At 40.4% G+C, this 17738-nt stretch carries 17 protein-coding genes; 13 read left to right on the top strand and 4 right to left on the bottom strand.

What is annotated here, in order from left to right:
* Positions 1-6: 6 nt before the first annotated feature.
* From AC2IOM_RS00085 to AC2IOM_RS00055, 7 genes are all read left to right on the top strand, one after another.
* On the top strand, positions 7-1017 hold the full coding sequence (locus tag AC2IOM_RS00085; protein ID WP_486358731.1) for a sensor histidine kinase: 1011 nt from the start codon (positions 7-9) through the stop codon (positions 1015-1017).
* Between the two features lie 2 nt (positions 1018-1019).
* Positions 1020-1727 carry a LytR/AlgR family response regulator transcription factor gene (locus AC2IOM_RS00080; RefSeq protein ID WP_486358730.1) on the top strand — a complete coding sequence of 236 codons (708 nt, stop codon included), beginning with the start codon at positions 1020-1022 and terminating at the stop codon, positions 1725-1727.
* Positions 1728-1835: 108 nt separating this feature from the next.
* On the top strand, positions 1836-2405 hold the full coding sequence (gene pilV, locus AC2IOM_RS00075) for a type IV pilus modification protein PilV (protein WP_486358729.1): 570 nt from the start codon (positions 1836-1838) through the stop codon (positions 2403-2405).
* A gap of 1 nt (position 2406) precedes the next feature.
* Entirely contained in the window at positions 2407-3414 is a 1008-nt protein-coding gene (locus AC2IOM_RS00070) for a PilW family protein (protein ID WP_486358728.1), read from the top strand.
* Positions 3402-3875: a pilus assembly PilX family protein gene (locus AC2IOM_RS00065; RefSeq protein ID WP_486358727.1), complete on the top strand. Its 474-nt coding sequence runs from the start codon at positions 3402-3404 to the stop codon at positions 3873-3875. Before AC2IOM_RS00070 ends, AC2IOM_RS00065 begins: the two co-directional genes overlap by 13 nt.
* 1 nt (position 3876) lies before the next feature.
* Positions 3877-6927, top strand: a complete 3051-nt coding sequence (locus tag AC2IOM_RS00060; protein WP_486358726.1) for a pilus assembly protein — start codon at positions 3877-3879, stop codon at positions 6925-6927.
* Between the two features lie 2 nt (positions 6928-6929).
* Positions 6930-7334 carry a type IV pilin protein gene (locus AC2IOM_RS00055; protein ID WP_486358725.1) on the top strand — a complete coding sequence of 135 codons (405 nt, stop codon included), beginning with the start codon at positions 6930-6932 and terminating at the stop codon, positions 7332-7334.
* Between the two features lie 151 nt (positions 7335-7485).
* Here AC2IOM_RS00055 and AC2IOM_RS00050 read toward each other — a convergent pair whose 3' ends face one another.
* Together AC2IOM_RS00050 and AC2IOM_RS00045 are read right to left on the bottom strand one after the other, a co-directional pair.
* Positions 7486-7998 carry a GspH/FimT family pseudopilin gene (locus tag AC2IOM_RS00050; protein WP_486358724.1) on the bottom strand — a complete coding sequence of 171 codons (513 nt, stop codon included), beginning with the start codon at positions 7996-7998 and terminating at the stop codon, positions 7486-7488.
* A gap of 47 nt (positions 7999-8045) precedes the next feature.
* Positions 8046-8582, bottom strand: a complete 537-nt coding sequence (locus AC2IOM_RS00045; RefSeq protein ID WP_486358723.1) for a GspH/FimT family pseudopilin — start codon at positions 8580-8582, stop codon at positions 8046-8048.
* A gap of 182 nt (positions 8583-8764) precedes the next feature.
* On the opposite strand from AC2IOM_RS00045, the gene glnB reads away from it, so the two are divergent.
* A complete protein-coding gene (gene glnB / locus AC2IOM_RS00040; protein WP_100912980.1) occupies positions 8765-9103 on the top strand; it encodes a nitrogen regulatory protein P-II in 339 nt (112 codons plus the stop codon).
* 239 nt (positions 9104-9342) lie between these two features.
* Here glnB and AC2IOM_RS00035 read toward each other — a convergent pair whose 3' ends face one another.
* Entirely contained in the window at positions 9343-10107 is a 765-nt protein-coding gene (locus tag AC2IOM_RS00035; protein ID WP_486358722.1) for an outer membrane protein assembly factor BamD, read from the bottom strand.
* A 137-nt stretch (positions 10108-10244) separates the two neighbouring features.
* Here AC2IOM_RS00035 and rluD point away from each other — a divergent pair, with 137 nt between their 5' ends.
* The 3 genes from rluD to clpB all read left to right on the top strand — a co-directional run bounded on the left by rluD (position 10245) and on the right by clpB (position 14640).
* A complete protein-coding gene (gene rluD / locus AC2IOM_RS00030; RefSeq protein ID WP_486358721.1) occupies positions 10245-11222 on the top strand; it encodes a 23S rRNA pseudouridine(1911/1915/1917) synthase RluD in 978 nt (325 codons plus the stop codon).
* Positions 11222-11956: a peptidoglycan editing factor PgeF gene (gene pgeF / locus AC2IOM_RS00025; RefSeq protein WP_486358720.1), complete on the top strand. Its 735-nt coding sequence runs from the start codon at positions 11222-11224 to the stop codon at positions 11954-11956. Before rluD ends, pgeF begins: the two co-directional genes overlap by 1 nt.
* 107 nt (positions 11957-12063) lie before the next feature.
* Complete coding sequence (gene clpB, locus AC2IOM_RS00020; RefSeq protein ID WP_010560637.1) at positions 12064-14640, top strand: ATP-dependent chaperone ClpB; 2577 nt, start codon at positions 12064-12066, stop codon at positions 14638-14640.
* A 40-nt stretch (positions 14641-14680) separates the two neighbouring features.
* Here the strand turns inward: clpB and AC2IOM_RS00015 are convergent, their stop codons facing one another.
* On the bottom strand, positions 14681-15103 hold the full coding sequence (locus AC2IOM_RS00015) for a hypothetical protein (protein ID WP_100912984.1): 423 nt from the start codon (positions 15101-15103) through the stop codon (positions 14681-14683).
* Positions 15104-15372: 269 nt separating this feature from the next.
* On the opposite strand from AC2IOM_RS00015, the gene gshA reads away from it, so the two are divergent.
* Both gshA and AC2IOM_RS00005 read left to right on the top strand, forming a co-directional pair.
* Positions 15373-16941 carry a glutamate--cysteine ligase gene (gshA, locus tag AC2IOM_RS00010; RefSeq protein WP_486358719.1) on the top strand — a complete coding sequence of 523 codons (1569 nt, stop codon included), beginning with the start codon at positions 15373-15375 and terminating at the stop codon, positions 16939-16941.
* 102 nt (positions 16942-17043) lie between these two features.
* Entirely contained in the window at positions 17044-17649 is a 606-nt protein-coding gene (locus AC2IOM_RS00005) for a transglycosylase SLT domain-containing protein (protein ID WP_010560634.1), read from the top strand.
* Positions 17650-17738: the final 89 nt, after the last annotated feature.

Here is a 17738-nt window from a genome sequence, read left to right as displayed (position 1 = left end):
TTGCTAATGATTTCGATGAATCAAATTAAAGGCGATTTATTAGCAAGCTTACTTAATGACCGCGCACTGTTAGCAGTAATTATTGTCGGCCAATTGTTGGCCGTTATTTTAACCTTTTCACCTCTTATTCACCGCGACCCTTGGCTTGCCCTGGCACCCGTTAGTCTGTTTATTCATTTTGTTTCACTCACCAGTTTAACGTCAATTTATTTGCTTAAAAGTCAGTTGCAAAAAGCGAGTTATCAGCAGCAACTTATTGTACTAGTACTGCTTATATGTAGTTTTACAGTTGCAACCAGCTACTTTGTTTATTCATTTGAGATTTTAGATGAAATTTCGCTGCTCGAATTTTTAACACGAAATTTGCTTATCGCCTTTATAATCGCAATGCTTTACGCGCAATTTAGCATTATGCATGCGGAGCGCAGCCATTCAGAACAAGTCGCAACCAAGGCACAGTTAAGTTCGTTACAAGCGCGGATCAGACCACACTTTTTGTTTAACAGTCTTAATATGGCAGCTGAATTGGTGTATCACGATGCACAAGATGCTGAAAAAACCATTTTAGCGCTGGCAGATTTATCCCGTGCTGCAATGCATTGCGATGAAGCGATTTTACTTGAAAAAGACGTGTTATTAGCCCAACAATATATGCTGGTTGAGTCTTGGCGTTTTGGTGAAAGGTTAACAGTTGATTGGCAAATTCCAGAGCACTTACCTGAACTGAAAATACCTGCGTTAACTATTCAACCTCTTTTAGAAAATGCGATTTGCCATGGCGTTGAACCAAGTGTGAATTCATCGCATATTTCAGTGCAATTATTAGTAAGTAACAGTTCGGTGTCGCTCATTGTCGATAATCCGTACTTGCCTGAAGCATCTAAATCGAGGCCTAGCAATGGTATTGCGGTAGAGAATATTAAAGAGCGGCTGCAAATGTTTTTTGGTAAACGGGCAAAATTGACTCATTTTGTTCAAGGCGATAGTTTTCGCACTAAATTAGTGATCCCGAGATAGCAATGAATGTACTAATTGTTGATGACGAACCGTTAGCGCGCGCGCGGATCGCACGTTTACTGCAAAAATTAAGACCAGACTTTAACATAGTGTCGCTTGCGGAAAACGCTGAGCAGGCATTACTTGCGTGTAGCGACTTAGTGCCAGATTTAGCATTACTTGATATTGAAATGCCCGGACTATCAGGAATAGAGCTTGCTGAAAAATTAAAAGAATTTAACCCACCGCCCGCGATCATTTTTATCACCGCTTACCCTGATAAAGCGCTTCCGGCGTTCGCAGTAGCACCGCAAGGTTATTTAGTTAAACCGATTGATGAAGTTGCACTTGCAAAAGCGATAGATGGTCTTAAGATTTCTCATCGCGCGCAAACCGCGTTAAAACAACAGGCCGCTATTGAGTATATCGAAGGTGGAATTCACAAAAGTGTGTTGGTATCAGATGTTCGACTCGTTCGTTCAGAAGATAAATACTTGCGTGTCATTACGCCAAATACAAGTGTGTTAATTGAAGGTTCGTTAAAAAAACTCTTATCAGAATTTGAATCTTACTTTGTGAGAGTGCACCGCAACACAATTGTTAATCAAAGCTACCTGACCGAAATTGGCCAAGACCACAGCAAGCACTGGCTTAAACTATTAGATTTTAATGAAAAAGTAGAAGTTAGCAGGCGCGAGTGGCCACATATTAAACTGCTAATTCAGCAATAACTACCGTTTATCTGAAATCTTAACCGTTAACACCCTGTTAATTGAGTTTCATTTTTCGTTCAGCGATTATTAAGCTAGAAAATTTTCAGCTTAAAGGATGAATGAAAAATGAGAGCAAACTCGTCACCTTTTTCCTCATTACCAAGGCAATACGCAAATAAAGGCTTCACACTTATAGAGGTGCTGATCGCCTTCATTATTTTAACTGTAGGCTTACTTGGTACAGTTGCGTTACAAACTAATGCAAAGCAAGCCAGTTACGATGCTAACCAACGTAGTGCAGCGTTGGCGCTCGCTAATGATATTGTTGAGCGTATTCGTGCTAACGATACTGCAGATATAGTTGCAAATTACAGTAAAAGTTTTAGCTATAAAGATACTCCAATTCTTAAGAATTGTCTGAACACAAGGTGTTCATCTTCAGGCATTGCTGAATATGACCTATATCAGTGGAATAAAGCTTTACGAGTTTCAGACAATACAGGAACATTGGCAAATGGGGTTGTTTGTATTTCCCCAACTGCAGATGGCGATGGTGTTTCTTTACGCGTTGTTGTCGCATGGAAAGGACGACAAAAACTGACAGAATCGAGCGAAAATAGAAGTGTCGAATGCGGGAATATCGCGAACCGAAGAACCGTCGTTCTCAACAGTTATATATTTATGAGGTCAGCATAAAATGAATGATGTACTAAGAATAAAGCAGGTCGGTTTTACAATGCTTGAGTTGATGATCTCACTGTTTGTTGGGGCGTTCATATTAGCGGGTGTCATGTTTACATACTTAGGAATGAAAATAACTACATCCGACACGATGGATATCGGAGAATTACAAGAATCTGGACGTCTAGCTATGGATGTACTCAAGCATGATATTGAATTGGCAGGCTTTTGGGGGAATTTCATTCAAACTCCTAGTGCTTCAGTTTTAATTGATGCGAGCCCCTCAGCTCCATCTACTGACTGTTTTGAAGGAGATAATAATGGAACATTCCCAGATGTAGCCTCGGCTAGTCAGTTCAAAGTAATATTTGCGAAAGAAGCACTGGATTCAACTGAACTCAATTGCGTAAATAATCCAACAAGAGAAAGCGACGTACTGCAGGTAAAACGTGTTCTTGGACAAGAAATCACAGGCTCAACATCAACGACAAATACATATTTTGTTTCAGATGTCCAAAATGCTCGGTTCCTAAGAGGCACTGGAAGTGTTATCGACCCTGGTTTAAACAAAAAAGTCTGGGAGTATGCACACAATGTTTATTTTATTCAAAGTCAGTCTTACACATTAAATGGCTCAAATGTAACAGTTCCAACGCTTAGAAGAATGCGTTTGACCAATGGCGAGATGCGTTCAGAGACGATTATGGAAGGTGTCGAAAATATAAGATTTATCTTTGGACTTGACACTAATGACGATAACAAAGTTGATACATACAAGACAACATCTCAGATGTCGCAAGTTGACTGGGACCAGCAAGGCGCTGTGGTATCAAGTGTTCAGATTTTTCTACTAGTAAGAACATTAAAAGAAGACACAAACAACCCTCCAACGAGCCAATCGTTTGTGTTAGGCGGTGAAGGGGAGCACAGAAGGGTTTTATCCTTTAATGATGGTTTTAGGCGCAAGCTACTCACGTCAACTATTCGCTTAGTAAATGTAGGGAAAGATCAATGGGTAATATGAATCCGCAAAAAGGTGTTGTACTTGTAGCTGCAATGTTAATGATTTTGATGGTCTCAGGCATAGCCGTAAGCGTAATGAGCGGTAGTGCGTTAGATAGTAAAATGATTAACGCTATGCAGGAGTCCTATCGAGCGGAATCTTCCGCTAGAGGTAATACAGAAGAAGTTATTAAAAATGAGCTAGCTAACGGTGGAGATAGTAAGTTTTTAGAAGTTAAAAAAAAGGATGGTTCGAATGAAGAAACCACACTTTCAGTAGATGGTAGTAAAGTTGTAATGACTTTTGAAAATGAAAACAACAACACACCACTTCTACGATGCCCCGCAAGCTTTGCGCCTACACCTAGGATGAGGTGTAATTACTTGAAGTTAACAACTAGTCAAAACTATGGTCGTTCAGATAAGCATGCCGTAACTCTGCATACTGGCTTAGCGCAAGAGATGATCGGTAAGGAGAATTAATATGACTCGTAAGTATAAATTGAGCTTTCTGTCTTTTACCGCAGTTATAACTTTATTGCTTTCGTTTAGTCCTAACTTGTTTGCAGAAGACATCGATATATACGTCCAATCATTGCTTAACAAGAAAGAAAAAGCGCGCGTTATGCTTTTGTTTGACACGTCGGGCAGTATGAGGTGGTCGTCACAAACTGGTCAGCCTTGCTATAATTACTATCAAAATCAGATAGAGTGTGTTAGCAAAACATACTCTAATGGTAGTCCATACCAATGTCGAATCGGCAGTAAATATGCTTCAATGCAAACCTGTCATTCTAGTCGAATGCAAGTTGCAAAAGAAGCTGTAAATGGGCTTATAGATTCTGCAACCGATGTTGAGTTTGGGTTAGCGCGGTTTGGAGGGGGCTCATCTGGTTATCTTGTATATGGAATTGGAAGCGAAACTGATAAAACAAAATTGAAGTCCAAAGTGAATAGTTTACCGGCATCAGGGTCAACCCCCTTGATGGACAGTGCTTTCGAAATATATCGATATTTGAGCGATGGTAGTTTGTTCGAAGCGGATGACTTTTACGATCGTGATAAAACCGTAGATAATGGGAATAGTTATACTTCTCCATTCAGAAGAGCTTCTGATGGCACACTTCGTTGCGACAACAATGCATATGTTATTTATATGACAGATGGTGACCCAAATGGTGGGACTAGTTCAAAAGACAATATCCAAGACCTGACCAACACCAGTTACAGTAGTACGGAGGGATTACTGCCTGAACTTGCTAAGTATATGGCGAACAATGATTTGTATCCAAGTACTCCAGAAGACAACTTTGCTTTCACATATACGATCGGTTTTGGCAACGGTATGAAGCAATCGTCAATTGATATGCTTGAAGATATGGCTTCAGATTCTTACGGAAAAGGAAAATATGAAGATGCTACGGATGCGAGTAAATTAGCTGAATCATTAGAGGCAACGCTGAACGATATTTTAGACAGAGTTGGTAACTTTACATCACCCTCAGTCGCAGCAAGTCAAAGTGACAACACTCGAACGAAAGAGTATGTGTATTATTCGCTCTTTTCTCCATCAGGTTTTTCTAAGTGGAACGGTAATATAAAGAAACTAAAAATTAGTGGACATAGCGTCGTAGATCAAGCTTCTGTTAATGCTATTGATGATAACGGGAGCATAAAAATTTCAGCTAAAACGTTTTGGCGTGATTATGCGGAAAAAGATGGCGTTACGCCTGGAGCCGATGGTAACAATGTTTCTGTTGGTGGGCTGGACGATAATATAGCGCACCCAAATGAACGTAATATCTTTACCGATATAGGCTCTGGAAAATTAGACATTAATGATAATTCGGTTGTTTCTGCTATGCAGAAAGCTCTAAACGATTCGTCGGTTGATACAGCTAAGGGCATGATAGCTTGGATGCGTGGTGTTAGTGGCTATGACGGGAATGGCAATGCTATTGTCAGAGAACATATTCTAGGGGATCCGCTTCACTCTAAACCAGCAGCAATAACATACGATACAAGCGAAGGCGACAAAACTCATTTAATCTTCGGTACAAATGCAGGATTTGTACACTTGTTTGAAGATACGGACAATATAAAAGCAATAGAAAAGTGGGCATTTGTCCCATCAGAGCTGTTTCCTATTCAATCAAGCTTAAAGGAAAATGGGCTTGGTAAAGTATATGGTATGGATTTAACACCAACTATTTACCATGATGATAGAAATGGTGATGGAAAAGTAAATTCAGGTGAAGACGCGTGGGCATTTTTCGGAATGCGCCGAGGTGGAAGTTCATATTATGCTTTTGATATTTCTTCACCTGATGCTCCAAAGCTATTATGGAAAAAGGGAGCTTCTGATTATCTAAAACTCGGACAAACGTGGTCTCAACCAAAAGTAATATATGTTAATCACCCAACTTATGCAGACCGTCCATTGCTTGCATTTGGAGGAGGTTTTGACAAAAATCAATTCGAATCGGGAGCTAGTAATACTGTTGGAGCAGCAGTTTATCTAGTGGATGCAGAAACAGGGCGATTATTTTGGAGTACAAACGATATATCTTTTGGTGGTAAAGATAGTATTACAGGCAGAATCGCGACGCTAGATTCTGATTATGATGGTTTCACCGATAGACTTTATGCAGCAGACACTGGTGGAAAAATCTGGAGGATAGATTTATCGGGTTCCAATCCATCTAATTGGTCAGCATTCGAGTTTGCGAGACTTGCTGGTAACCTATTTTATGAACCTGAAGTAGCTAGAACTTATTACAGTAAAGTAACAACTTATAAGTTAGATGGCGATGTCATGAGTGCTACTCGCGTTACTGTTCCTTTCGAAGCTGTGGTTGTAGGTAGTGGGGATAGAACTAGTCCTCTAGATCAGTCAAGTAATGACTATTTATATATGATCCGTGATGAAAACGTAGTTACAAGATCATATAGATATGATGCGCCTGAAGCGATAAAGGTGGCTGAGCTAATGCAAATTACTCCGAGTTCTTTCGGTGATATTACTAATGATCCTAATAAGTTTACTGAAAGGGAAGCTGAATTAGCTAATTATAAAGGCTGGAAATATGTCCTAACTGGTACGGGAGAAAAAGCGTTAGCTAAACCTGCAATTATTGGTGGTGTAGCTTATTTTCCAACGTTTATTGCAGGCGCAGCTGGAAGTTCTAATTGTTCCCTCACTGGCGGTGAGGGTCGTTTGTATGCGCTCCATTTGCACTATGCAGTTAATATTTATGAAAATGCGTATACTCGTACTGGAGACAGTATTCCTCCGACACCTGAGCTTGTTTATTCAGAAGATAGTGATGAGAATTCTCAGTTTTTATTAATTGGAATAGGTTCAGGAGAGAATAACTCAGGGATTATAAAAGCTAAGTCGATTAACGATAGCGCAGTGCCAGAATTAGTCTGTGATGAAAATAATGTCTGTAAAATACAGTTAATAGGTGGTTTCGCAGGTTTTAAAACACACAGAAGCTACATGTATAGAGAAACAACTAATAGAGTAAATTAATAATGATAAAATCTAAAGGTTTTACGATAATTGAATTAATGATAGTAGTTGCTATAGTAGGGATTTTAATGTCAATTGCTTACCCTTCATACGTTGATTACTTGTATAAAGGGTCTCGCGCTGAGGCTATGTCTTCATTGTTAGATATTGCGAACAGACAAGAACAATTCTTTGCGGATAATCATAAATATTCTTCATCATTTGCAGAGTTAGGAGTCACAAGTATCAGCGAATCAGGTGTATTTACTTTAGTTCTCGTTTCTGATGGGGAGACATTTTCTGCAACCGCTACTCCATTAGATTATCCAGCCACTGAAGACCCGCTTTGCTCTAGTTTTACGATTGATGAATTGGGGCAAAAAACAGCTTCAGGCTCAGGAGGTAATAATACTTGCTGGAACAGATAATAAAAAAGCCAGCATTATATTTGTTAAAAGCGCCTTGTGGCGCTTTTTTATTCAATGGTTGATAAGTTAAGTAGAATTTGAGACTCCCAAGTTTAATTTGAGAATCTAAATTAATGTTGTATTTTTTATAATTAACAATAGATGAAATGCTTTATTCTTGGCATTTTTTGGAGTCTATTATTCTGATTCTACCAACTTGGCTAACGGTAATTTGGTTTCCCGAAAGGTCAGGGAAGCTTCGGTTACAATAGACGAAACTGCCAGATTGCATAAAGTTAATGGAACCATCAGATCTATATGTAATAGCTTTACGAGGGTAGTTCAGTTCATCTTGAAGGTTAATCTGTTTAACAACTTTTAGTACATATTCATTGTTATCCAAAGATAAGTTGCCATTGCTGTCTTCAAAAATATATATATCGCCAGTCCAGTTTTGAGTGCAATTTCCAGACGTCATTGGGCATATCGATATATTTGTTGAGTGAGAAACCGCATGTAGCCTTGCAAAATGTAATGATTTAAAGATAACCGCTATTGAATTATCTAATCGATTTTGCGCTAGAAGCCTGGAGAGGCTTGGCAGAGTGATAGTTGATAATATTCCGACAAGGAAAACGGAACCTAGAACTTCAATGAGTGTATAACCAGATATAATTTGCTTCATCCGTGAAGCCTCTAAAACATATAGTCAATAAAAGTAGATTAGTATATTTAGACAGTTCCGCAAGTTAATGTGTTTCGTCCGAGCTTCCATGTGTTTCCTGAAACGCTAATTTGTATGGCTGATGTGTTATTGTCTGATCCGTTTGGACAGATAACAAACTGATGTTCTTGATTAACTCTTCCTTGACCATCTATTGTAATTGCGGTTGTTCCTTTGTTCTGTTTAACTACGTCATTATCATTTGGAGTTGACATTATTCGAAGTGGCAGGTCATTCGAGGTACTTAAATTTAAGTCTTGTCCTTTGTCCACAAACGCTACGATTGGGTTATTTTTCCAATCTGTTGTACATGCACCACCAGTGTTTGGACTTACTATTGGGCATATAACAACAAATTCATCAGTTGCTGTTGCTTTTGCTCGAGCATATTTTATTGTTCTGCTAAACTCACTAATAAAACTGTCTGCACGATCATTTTCCAGCATAGGTCCCAAGTTAGGTAAAGTTATTGCTGTAACAATTCCTAAAATTCCGATAGTTACCAACACCTCAAGCAGAGTGACACCTTGTTGTACATATTTCATCTTCTGTACCTCCTTTAGTAATTATACGCTTTTGAAAAATCCAGACTAGTAGATTGTATAATTCTTTTAGAACAGTTATTTATATTGATGAAAATAATTACCAATATGTCTATAAGTAAATACCTTGAATTGATTAGTTAACGCGATAGAATGGAGGCATTAAGCATATTGGAAACATATCTATGAAAAAAATAGAAGCAATCATCAAACCATTTAAACTCGATGACGTTCGTGAAGCGCTGTCAGAAATCGGCATCACAGGTATGACGGTATGCGAAGTGAAAGGTTTTGGTAGGCAAAAAGGGCATACCGAACTATATCGCGGTGCCGAGTACATGGTGGACTTTTTACCAAAAGTAAAATTAGATATTGTACTTGCCGATGAAGATGTAGACCGTGCGGTTGATGTTATTGTAGAAACGGCGCAAACAGGCAAAATTGGTGATGGTAAGATATTCGTTTCTGATATTGAGCGCGTGGTGCGTATTCGTACGCAAGAAGAAGATGAAGCTGCTATTTAAGCTTACTTTTCAATATTTTAAACATAAAAAAGGGGCTAAGCTAGCCCCTTTTTTGCGTGCTAAGTGCACGCTTATTTGTTTGCATCTAGCACGGCTTGTGCATTATTTTTTTACTCAGTCAGCCCAAGTTTTTCGTAGCTTTTCACCATTAGCTCAAGAGCTTGTTTGGTATAACTGCTTTTTGAAAAGTGCTATAAAAAAGGGGCTGAGCTAGCCCCCTTTTTATGCTAAGTGCACGTTTATTTGTTTGCATCTAGCACGGCTTGTGCATTATTTTTTAACTCACTCAGCCCAAGTTTATCGTAGCTTTTCACCATTAGCTCAAGAGCTTGTTTGGTATAACTACTTTTTGAAAAGTGCTCTACTACATACTTACAACGGTTTGCCGCCGCAAGGTAGGCCTCACGATCATAATAATAGTTTGCCACTTTTAGCTCGTAACGTGCCATTTTATTAAGCAGCCACGCCATGCGTTTTTTGGCTTCGTTGGTGTATTTACTGTCAGGGTAATTTTTAACAAGCGTAGCAAAATCTTCGTATGCGATTCGTGTGCGCTTGGTGTCGCGATCAGCGCGATCGATACCAAAATACTCTTGGAATGCATTTTCATGAGCTTTAATATTTACTAAACCACGCATGTAATACATGTAATCTAAATCTTTGTGATTTGGGTTTAATTTAATAAAACGGTCAATGGTTGCCGTAGCCTGTTCAGTATTATTTGATTGATAATAGGCGTAAATAAGGTCCATCTGAACTTGTTTTGATAACGGTCCAAATGGGTAGCGTGAGTCAATCGCGCTTAGTAACTCGATTGCGCGTACATATAAACCTGAATCAAGCGTTTCTTTGGCATCTTGATAAAGTGCCTGTGGCGATTTATTCGGAACTCTTTGAATGTCTTCTTCGTCCGGCGCTGAAGAACATGCTGATAACACTGAGATTGCAAGCGCTAGCGCTAATGAACGTTTACTAAGCGAACGCTTCCCAACTACGTTTGTCATTAAAATACACCTTTTTATTATCTTGTTTGGGATTCCACCCTAGGCTCAGTCAGCAAAACCGAGTAAACTATGCATATTAGCGATTCTAACCGAGTAAGCAATAGCTTGCATTGGATTTTACATAATTAAGCGGAACAATGGCAGAGCAAATTACATTATCAGCTGAAGTACCAATTGAACTGGGCGGTAAACGTCTAGACCAAGTTTTAGCAAAAATGTTCCCAGATTATTCGCGTTCGCGAATTAAAAACTGGATCCTCGACAATATGGTAAAGATCGATGGTGAGGTACGTAACGTGCCGCGTGAAAAATTAATGGGATATGAGCAGATTGAAATCCATGCTGAACTCGAAACCGAAGTGGTGTTTGAAGCACAACAAATCGACCTCGATAAAGTGTATGAAGACGATCATATTTTAGTTGTTAACAAACCTGCTGGCTTAGTTGTGCACCCAGGTGCCGGCAACCCTGATGGCACTATGCTTAACGCGTTGCTGCACGATTATCCTGACATCGATTCTGTGCCGCGTGCCGGTATTGTGCATCGTCTTGATAAGGACACCACGGGTTTGATGGTGATAGCTAAAACAGTACCTGCACAAACCCATTTAGTTGCTAACTTGCAAGCAAGACGCAACTTTACGCGTGAATACGAGGCGATTTGTAATGGCACAATGACCGCAGGTGGCATGGTAGATGCGCCAATTGGTCGTCACCATACAAAACGTACGCACATGGCGGTAACTGAATTTGGCAAACCTGCTGTAACGCATTACCGTGTGGCAGAAAAATTCAGAGCGCACACGCGCTTACGTTTGCGACTTGAAACCGGACGTACGCACCAAATCCGTGTGCATATGGCGCACTTAAATCATGCTTTGATTGGTGATCCGCTATATCACGGCAGACCTCGTCCGCCTAAAAATGCTACTCCAGAGTTTATTGAAGTGCTTCGTAACTTTAAACGTCAAGCACTGCACGCGGTAAAATTGGAACTCGAACATCCAATTACCGGTGAGATGATGAGTTGGCAAGCGCCTATTCCTGACGATATGAAGGTATTAACAGAAGCGCTTCGTCAAGATACCAAAGCTAACCCTAATATTGGGTACTAGTGGACACGCTTGTAGCAAAGTGGCAAGTACCGAACAGGGTAGTTGCCTTTTCCACAACACGACAAGGCGGCGTTTCAAAAGCGCCGTTTGCGTCGTTAAATCTGGCGCAGCACGTAAACGACAACCCGCTAGATGTAGCAGAAAACCGCAAACGTTTAACAACTCTGTTACCACAAGCCCCTTTTTGGTTATTGCAAACGCACAGTACTCGCGTGGTGTGTGTCGATGCGCAAACTGATGCGAATCAATTGTATGACGCTGATGCACTTTACACGCAACAGGTGAATCAACCTTTAGCAATTATGACGGCAGATTGTTTGCCTGTATTTGTGTGTTCAAAGCAGGGTGATGAAGTGGCGGTAATTCATGCCGGTTGGCGTGGTTTATTAAATGGCGTGATTGAAAATACACTCAATTGTTTTAAATCGAGCCAATTAATTGCGTATTTAGGTGCAGCAATTGGACCGCAAAAATTTGAAGTAGGCAATGACGTAAAGAGTGCGTTTTGTAACAAGCATAAAGACGCTATTCGCTGTTTTCAGCCGATTGATGGCAAGCCTAATAAGTACCTTGCGAATATTTATCAGTTGGCACGTATTGTACTTGAAAAGCAAGGTGTTAGCTCAATATCAGGTGGTGAATACTGCACCGTCACGCAACAAAATTTATTTTTTTCCTACCGTCGCGACGGCGTCACTGGTCGTAATGCACACATAATTTATATTGCTGATTGACCTTACTTTTTGTGTAATTATTTTTAACCTATTTTTACCTTTCTCTTGATCTTAAAAAAATTTATACCCATTTATAATTACAGTTAAGTTTTTTAAGGGTATCAAGCATGCGATTAGATCGTTTTACTAGCAAATTTCAAGCTGCACTTGCTGATGCGCAATCATTGGCACTAGGCCGCGACCATCAGTTTATTGAGCCAATTCATTTAATGTATAGCTTGCTTACGCAAACCGGTTCAAGCGTACGAGCATTGTTGGCACAAGCAGGTGTTAATGCCGATGAAATGATGACCAAAGTGTCTGCGGAAATCGACAAGTTATTTAAAGTTGACGGTGTGGGCGGTGATGTTCAGTTATCACATAATATGGCTAACTTGTTGAACTTATGTGATAAGTACGCACAAAAACGCAAAGACTCCTATATTTCTAGCGAGATCTTCATTTTAGTTGCCTGTGAAGATAAAGGGCCGCTGGGCACCTTATTTAAGCAATTTGGTTTAACGCAAAACAAAATTGAAACCGCAATAAGCGCGATTCGTGGTGGCCAAAAAGTTGATAGCCCAAATGCCGAAGACACCCGCCAAGCGCTTGAGAAATTTACGGTAGATTTAACTGAACGCGCCGAGTTAGGTAAACTCGATCCTGTGATAGGTCGCGATGAAGAAATTCGCCGTACGATTCAAGTATTACAGCGCCGTACTAAAAATAACCCCGTACTGATTGGTGAACCAGGGGTGGGTAAAACGGCGATTGCGGAAGGTTTAGCACAACGTATTATTAATGGTGAAGTGCCTGAAGGACTGAAAAATAAGCGTGTATTATCACTTGATATGGGCGCGCTTGTAGCCGGCGCAAAGTACCGAGGTGAATTTGAAGAACGTCTCAAGTCAGTTCTCAACGAACTTGCCAAAGAAGAAGGGCAAGTTATTCTATTTATTGATGAAATCCATACTATGGTGGGAGCTGGTAAAAGCGATGGTGCAATGGACGCCGGTAATATGCTTAAGCCTGCGCTTGCTCGTGGTGAGCTTCATTGCGTTGGTGCAACAACACTTGATGAGTATCGTCAATACATTGAAAAAGATGCTGCATTGGAGCGCCGCTTCCAAAAAGTATTGGTTGAAGAGCCAAGCGTAGAAGACACCATAGCGATTTTACGTGGATTAAAAGAGCGCTACGAACTGCATCATACGGTAGAAATCACCGATCCTGCGATTGTTGCTGCGGCAACACTTTCTCATCGTTATATCAGCGACCGTCAATTGCCAGATAAAGCGATAGACTTGATTGATGAAGCGGGTTCACATATCCGCATGCAAATTGATTCAAAGCCTGAAGAGTTAGATCGCTTAGAGCGTAAGATTATTCAGTTAAAGCTCGAAGATAATGCGTTGGCAAAAGAGACTGACGACGCATCAAAGTCGCGTCAGGCAGATATTCAGGCACAGATTAAACAACTTGATAGCCAGTATAATGAGTTAGACGAAGTATGGAATGCGGAAAAAGCCTCGCTGCAGGGCACGCAAGTAATCAAAACTGAGTTAGAGCAAGCGCGATTAGATTTAGAAGTGGCAAGACGTGCTGGCGATTTACAGCGCATGAGTGAATTACAATACGGTCGTATTCCTGAGTTAGAGCGCAAACTTGATTTAGCCTCGCAAGCTGAAATGCAGGATATGAGCTTACTCGTTAACAAAGTTGGTGAGAATGAAATTGCTGAGATCCTCTCTCGCTGGACTGGTATTCCAGTGGCGAAAATGCTGCAAGGTGAACGCGATAAACTACTTTCAATGGAAGCAAAACTGCATGAGAAAGTAGTGGGGCAAGATGAAGCTGTGGTGGCGGTATCAAATGCGATTCGTCGCTCGCGCGCAGGCTTGGCAGACCCAAATCGTCCAATCGGTTCATTTTTATTCTTAGGCCCAACTGGGGTTGGTAAAACCGAGCTGACGAAAGCACTTGCCAACTTTATGTTCGATACAGAAGAAGCTATGGTACGCATTGATATGTCTGAGTTTATGGAAAAACACTCAGTCGCGCGCTTGGTAGGAGCACCTCCAGGTTATGTGGGCTATGAAGAAGGTGGCTATCTAACCGAAGCGGTTCGTCGTAAGCCGTATTCAGTTGTATTGCTTGATGAAGTTGAAAAGGCGCATCCAGATGTTTTCAATATCTTGCTGCAAGTGCTTGATGATGGTCGTTTAACTGATGGGCAAGGGCGCACTATCGACTTCAAAAATACGGTGATTATTATGACCTCCAATTTAGGTTCAGATGTGATCCAAGAACAAGCGAGTAATAACGACTACCAAGGACTTAAAAACACTTTGATGTCGGTGATTGGGCAGCACTTTAGGCCTGAATTTATTAATCGTATCGATGAAACAGTGGTTTTCCACCCGTTAGCACAAGCGCACATTGAAAATATTGCGAAGATCCAATTGCAACGCCTCGAACAACGTTTGCAAGATAATGGATATCAGCTTGAACTTACGGATGCGGCGCTGGCTAAAATTGCAGAAGCGGGCTTTGATCCAGTGTTTGGTGCACGTCCATTAAAACGTGCTATTCAGCAAACCATTGAAAATCCATTAGCACAAACGCTGTTATCGGGTGAGTTCAAAGCGGGAAGTTGTTTTGTTGTCGATTGTCATGACGGTGAAATAGCCATTGCTTCAAAGTAAAACATAACAAATAAAAAACCACCCAATTGGGTGGTTTTTTTTATTCGCAAAATGCTTTTATACGCTGTTGTGCTTGTTTTTTGTATTTATCTTTAGCACTACCTGAAATAGTCACTTCTTGGCCGTTTTCATCAACCTGACTAACTTGGTCGTAATTCTCTAATACGCTTAAATTATGTTTTGCGTTTTCACAGTATTCTTTTTTACGTGCAATCAGTGGATCTGCTTTATCTGAAGCTGTATCGCTACCGAGTTCTAGTTTTCGTTTTTCGGCACCAAACGACGTATGATCTTTTAACTCAAATGAGCGAACACCACTTTTGTGCGATGGTTCTACATATGAAAAATGGGCAATGCCTTTTTCATCAACCCAACTATAAACGGTTAACTGTTTCGCATCGGCCTTGGCGATGAAGCAGCTAAGGGTTGTTAGTAGCAGGGTTATGACAGTAAACCTGTACATAGTTTAACTTTCCTTTGACTAAATATAATGTAACTATAGCGCAAGCTTTTGGCTAAGGCTACTGCCTTTTTAAGCGCTGGTTATCTACCTAAGCTACTAATCTCATTATTCTTTTAGGTAGAGTAAATAATCTTGTACTAATGCTATTAAAATCTAGTTACGAATAATTTTACCATCGCACCTTGAGGTATCGTAATGTTGACCATACATTGTTAAGATATTGAAAAAGCGACCACCTTCCTAGGACTCGCGGTGAGAGGACTGAATTTTTGAAAACAGTGTCAATAGATTCGATACTAAGTACCTTATCTGAACAAGGCTCAGCGAGCGTATTAAAGGGTATCAAACGAGGTGTCGAGCGAGAGTGTTTACGTATAGATAAGCACCGTCTTGCAAAAACGTCACATCATAATGCGCTTGGCAGCGCGCTAACGCATCCATATATCACAACCGATTTTTCCGAGTCTTTACTTGAATTTATTACGCCTGCCTGTAGTGATATCGAGCAAACACTTGCGCAGCTTGAAGATATTCATAAATTTACGCTAGCAAACATTGATGGCGAAGAGTTGTGGCCGTTGAGCATGCCTTGCTTTATTGAAGATCAGGATGAAATTCGATTAGCAGAATATGGCAGTTCAAACGTCGGTAAAATGAAGACTTTGTATCGCCAAGGGTTGAAAAATCGTTACGGCAGCATGATGCAAGCAATTGCCGGTGTGCATTTTAACTTATCGTTTCCTGAAGCGTTTTGGACACAGTTGCAGCAAATTGAAGGCAACAGCGATAAATTAAGTGATTATATTTCAGATAAATACTTTTCGTTGATTCGAAATTTCAAACGAGAGTTGTGGCTGATCAGCTACTTATTCGGCGCATCTCCAGCACTGTGTAGTTCGTTCTTAGGTGGACGTAAAACCAATTTGCCATTTGAGTCATTAGGTAAAGGCACATTATATTTACCTTATGCCACGTCATTGCGATTAGGTGATTTAGGTTACACCAACAGTGCGCAGTCAAGCTTGCGTGTTACCTACAACAGTCTTGAAGAATATTTAGAGGGCTTTAAGCAGGCGATTTCAATGACTTCTGATTTGTATCAGCAGTTTGGCGATTACCGCGACGAGCCAGCAAAGCAGCTTAATCAAAATATTTTGCAAATTGAAAATGAGTTTTACTCACCGATCCGACCAAAGCGAAATGCGCAATCGGGGCAAACGCCAAGCGAAGCACTCGCTGATGGTGGAGTAGAATACATTGAAGTGCGAGCACTTGATGTTAACCCGTTTTCTGAAGTTGGGATAAGCAAAGAACAGATTCAGTTTTTAGATGTATTCTTACTTTATTGTGCAATCAAACCAGCACAGGACCTTGCGTGGCAAGAACAAGTAGAAACGCAGGCAAACTTAGATCTTGTTGTTAATCAAGGACGTGAGCCTGGATTAGCATTGTCTAACAAAGGTAAAGCGCATTTACTAAGTGATTGGGCTGGCGATATTTTCACTGAGCTTAAGAAAATTGCGAAACTCTTTGACGAGGCGTTTGGTAATCAAGAGTATAGCGCGGTGATTAGCAAGCTTGAACAATCTGTTGCAAACCCTGAATTGACTTATTCAGGACAGTTCTTAGCGCATTTGCTGGAACAGCAAGAAGATAATGGTCATTATGCGCTAAAACTGGCAAGTGATTATAAACAGAATACGCTTGGCAAAGGCTATCAAGTATTTGACCAAGCCTTGTTTGAACGTGAAGCAGTGGCATCACACAATAAGCAAAAAGAAATAGAGGCCAGCGATACGCAAAGCTTTGTTCAGTTCTTAGATGATTATTTTAAGTAATAAAAAACGCGGCTAAATGGCCGCGTTTCACTTTCAGGGATGAAACAATGTGTTTTGCTTAATAATTGAGATAGGGTTTTGACGCAAAAGTTCAAAATTATTATGAAAAAAATTATCCCACTTGTACTTACCGCCACATTAGCCGGTTGTGCCACGCCACCACCGCAAAATCCGAATAACCTATGTGATATATTTTTTGAACATCGAGATTGGTATTTTGATGCCAAAGATGCGCAAGAAAAATGGGGAGCGCCAAAGCACTTACTGATGAGTATGATGTTTCAGGAAAGCTCTTTTAAGCATAATGCAGCGCCTCCAATGGAATACTTCCTAGGCTTTATTCCAACGGGTAGGGCGAGCTCTGCTTATGGATATTCACAGGCAAAAACACCAACCTGGAATGATTATGTAAGTAAAAGTGGCAATAGCGGGGCTGACAGAGATGATTTTGCCGACGCTATCGATTTTATGGGCTGGTTTGTTTACAACACGCATAAAATAAATGGTGTATCGAAGTGGGACGCATACGGGCAATATTTAAATTACCATGAAGGGTGGGGCGGCTATCGCCGTGGTACCTACAAGAAAAAAGCATGGTTAATGAAAACGGCACAAAAGGTGAAAGTGCGTACCGGTAATTATGGTGTGCAGCTTAAAAAGTGCGAAGATGATTTAAATAAAAATTGGCTACAACGTTTGTTTAGTTAACAAGAGATTTTAGCCTTCAGATATCAGGTTTTAGACTATTACTAAAACCTGCTTTTAATTTCTGCTGAAACCTGAAACCTGAAACCTGA

Source organism: Pseudoalteromonas sp. NS-SX12, from assembly GCF_057367955.1.
Note: the sequence above shows the minus strand (reverse complement) of the source record. Positions and strands in the feature narration are given on the sequence as shown.

Coding starts and splice junctions, on each gene's coding strand:
- AC2IOM_RS00055 (WP_486358725.1), top strand. CDS start 6,930: ATGATAAAATCTAAAGGTTTTACGATAATTGAATTAATGATAGTAGTT.
- AC2IOM_RS00035 (WP_486358722.1), bottom strand. CDS start 10,107: ATGACAAACGTAGTTGGGAAGCGTTCGCTTAGTAAACGTTCATTAGCG.
- AC2IOM_RS00045 (WP_486358723.1), bottom strand. CDS start 8,582: ATGAAATATGTACAACAAGGTGTCACTCTGCTTGAGGTGTTGGTAACT.
- rluD (WP_486358721.1), top strand. CDS start 10,245: ATGGCAGAGCAAATTACATTATCAGCTGAAGTACCAATTGAACTGGGC.
- AC2IOM_RS00050 (WP_486358724.1), bottom strand. CDS start 7,998: ATGAAGCAAATTATATCTGGTTATACACTCATTGAAGTTCTAGGTTCC.
- AC2IOM_RS00015 (WP_100912984.1), bottom strand. CDS start 15,103: ATGTACAGGTTTACTGTCATAACCCTGCTACTAACAACCCTTAGCTGC.
- glnB (WP_100912980.1), top strand. CDS start 8,765: ATGAAAAAAATAGAAGCAATCATCAAACCATTTAAACTCGATGACGTT.
- AC2IOM_RS00005 (WP_010560634.1), top strand. CDS start 17,044: ATGAAAAAAATTATCCCACTTGTACTTACCGCCACATTAGCCGGTTGT.
- AC2IOM_RS00070 (WP_486358728.1), top strand. CDS start 2,407: ATGAATGATGTACTAAGAATAAAGCAGGTCGGTTTTACAATGCTTGAG.
- AC2IOM_RS00065 (WP_486358727.1), top strand. CDS start 3,402: ATGGGTAATATGAATCCGCAAAAAGGTGTTGTACTTGTAGCTGCAATG.
- AC2IOM_RS00060 (WP_486358726.1), top strand. CDS start 3,877: ATGACTCGTAAGTATAAATTGAGCTTTCTGTCTTTTACCGCAGTTATA.
- AC2IOM_RS00085 (WP_486358731.1), top strand. CDS start 7: ATGATTTCGATGAATCAAATTAAAGGCGATTTATTAGCAAGCTTACTT.
- AC2IOM_RS00080 (WP_486358730.1), top strand. CDS start 1,020: ATGAATGTACTAATTGTTGATGACGAACCGTTAGCGCGCGCGCGGATC.
- clpB (WP_010560637.1), top strand. CDS start 12,064: ATGCGATTAGATCGTTTTACTAGCAAATTTCAAGCTGCACTTGCTGAT.
- pilV (WP_486358729.1), top strand. CDS start 1,836: ATGAGAGCAAACTCGTCACCTTTTTCCTCATTACCAAGGCAATACGCA.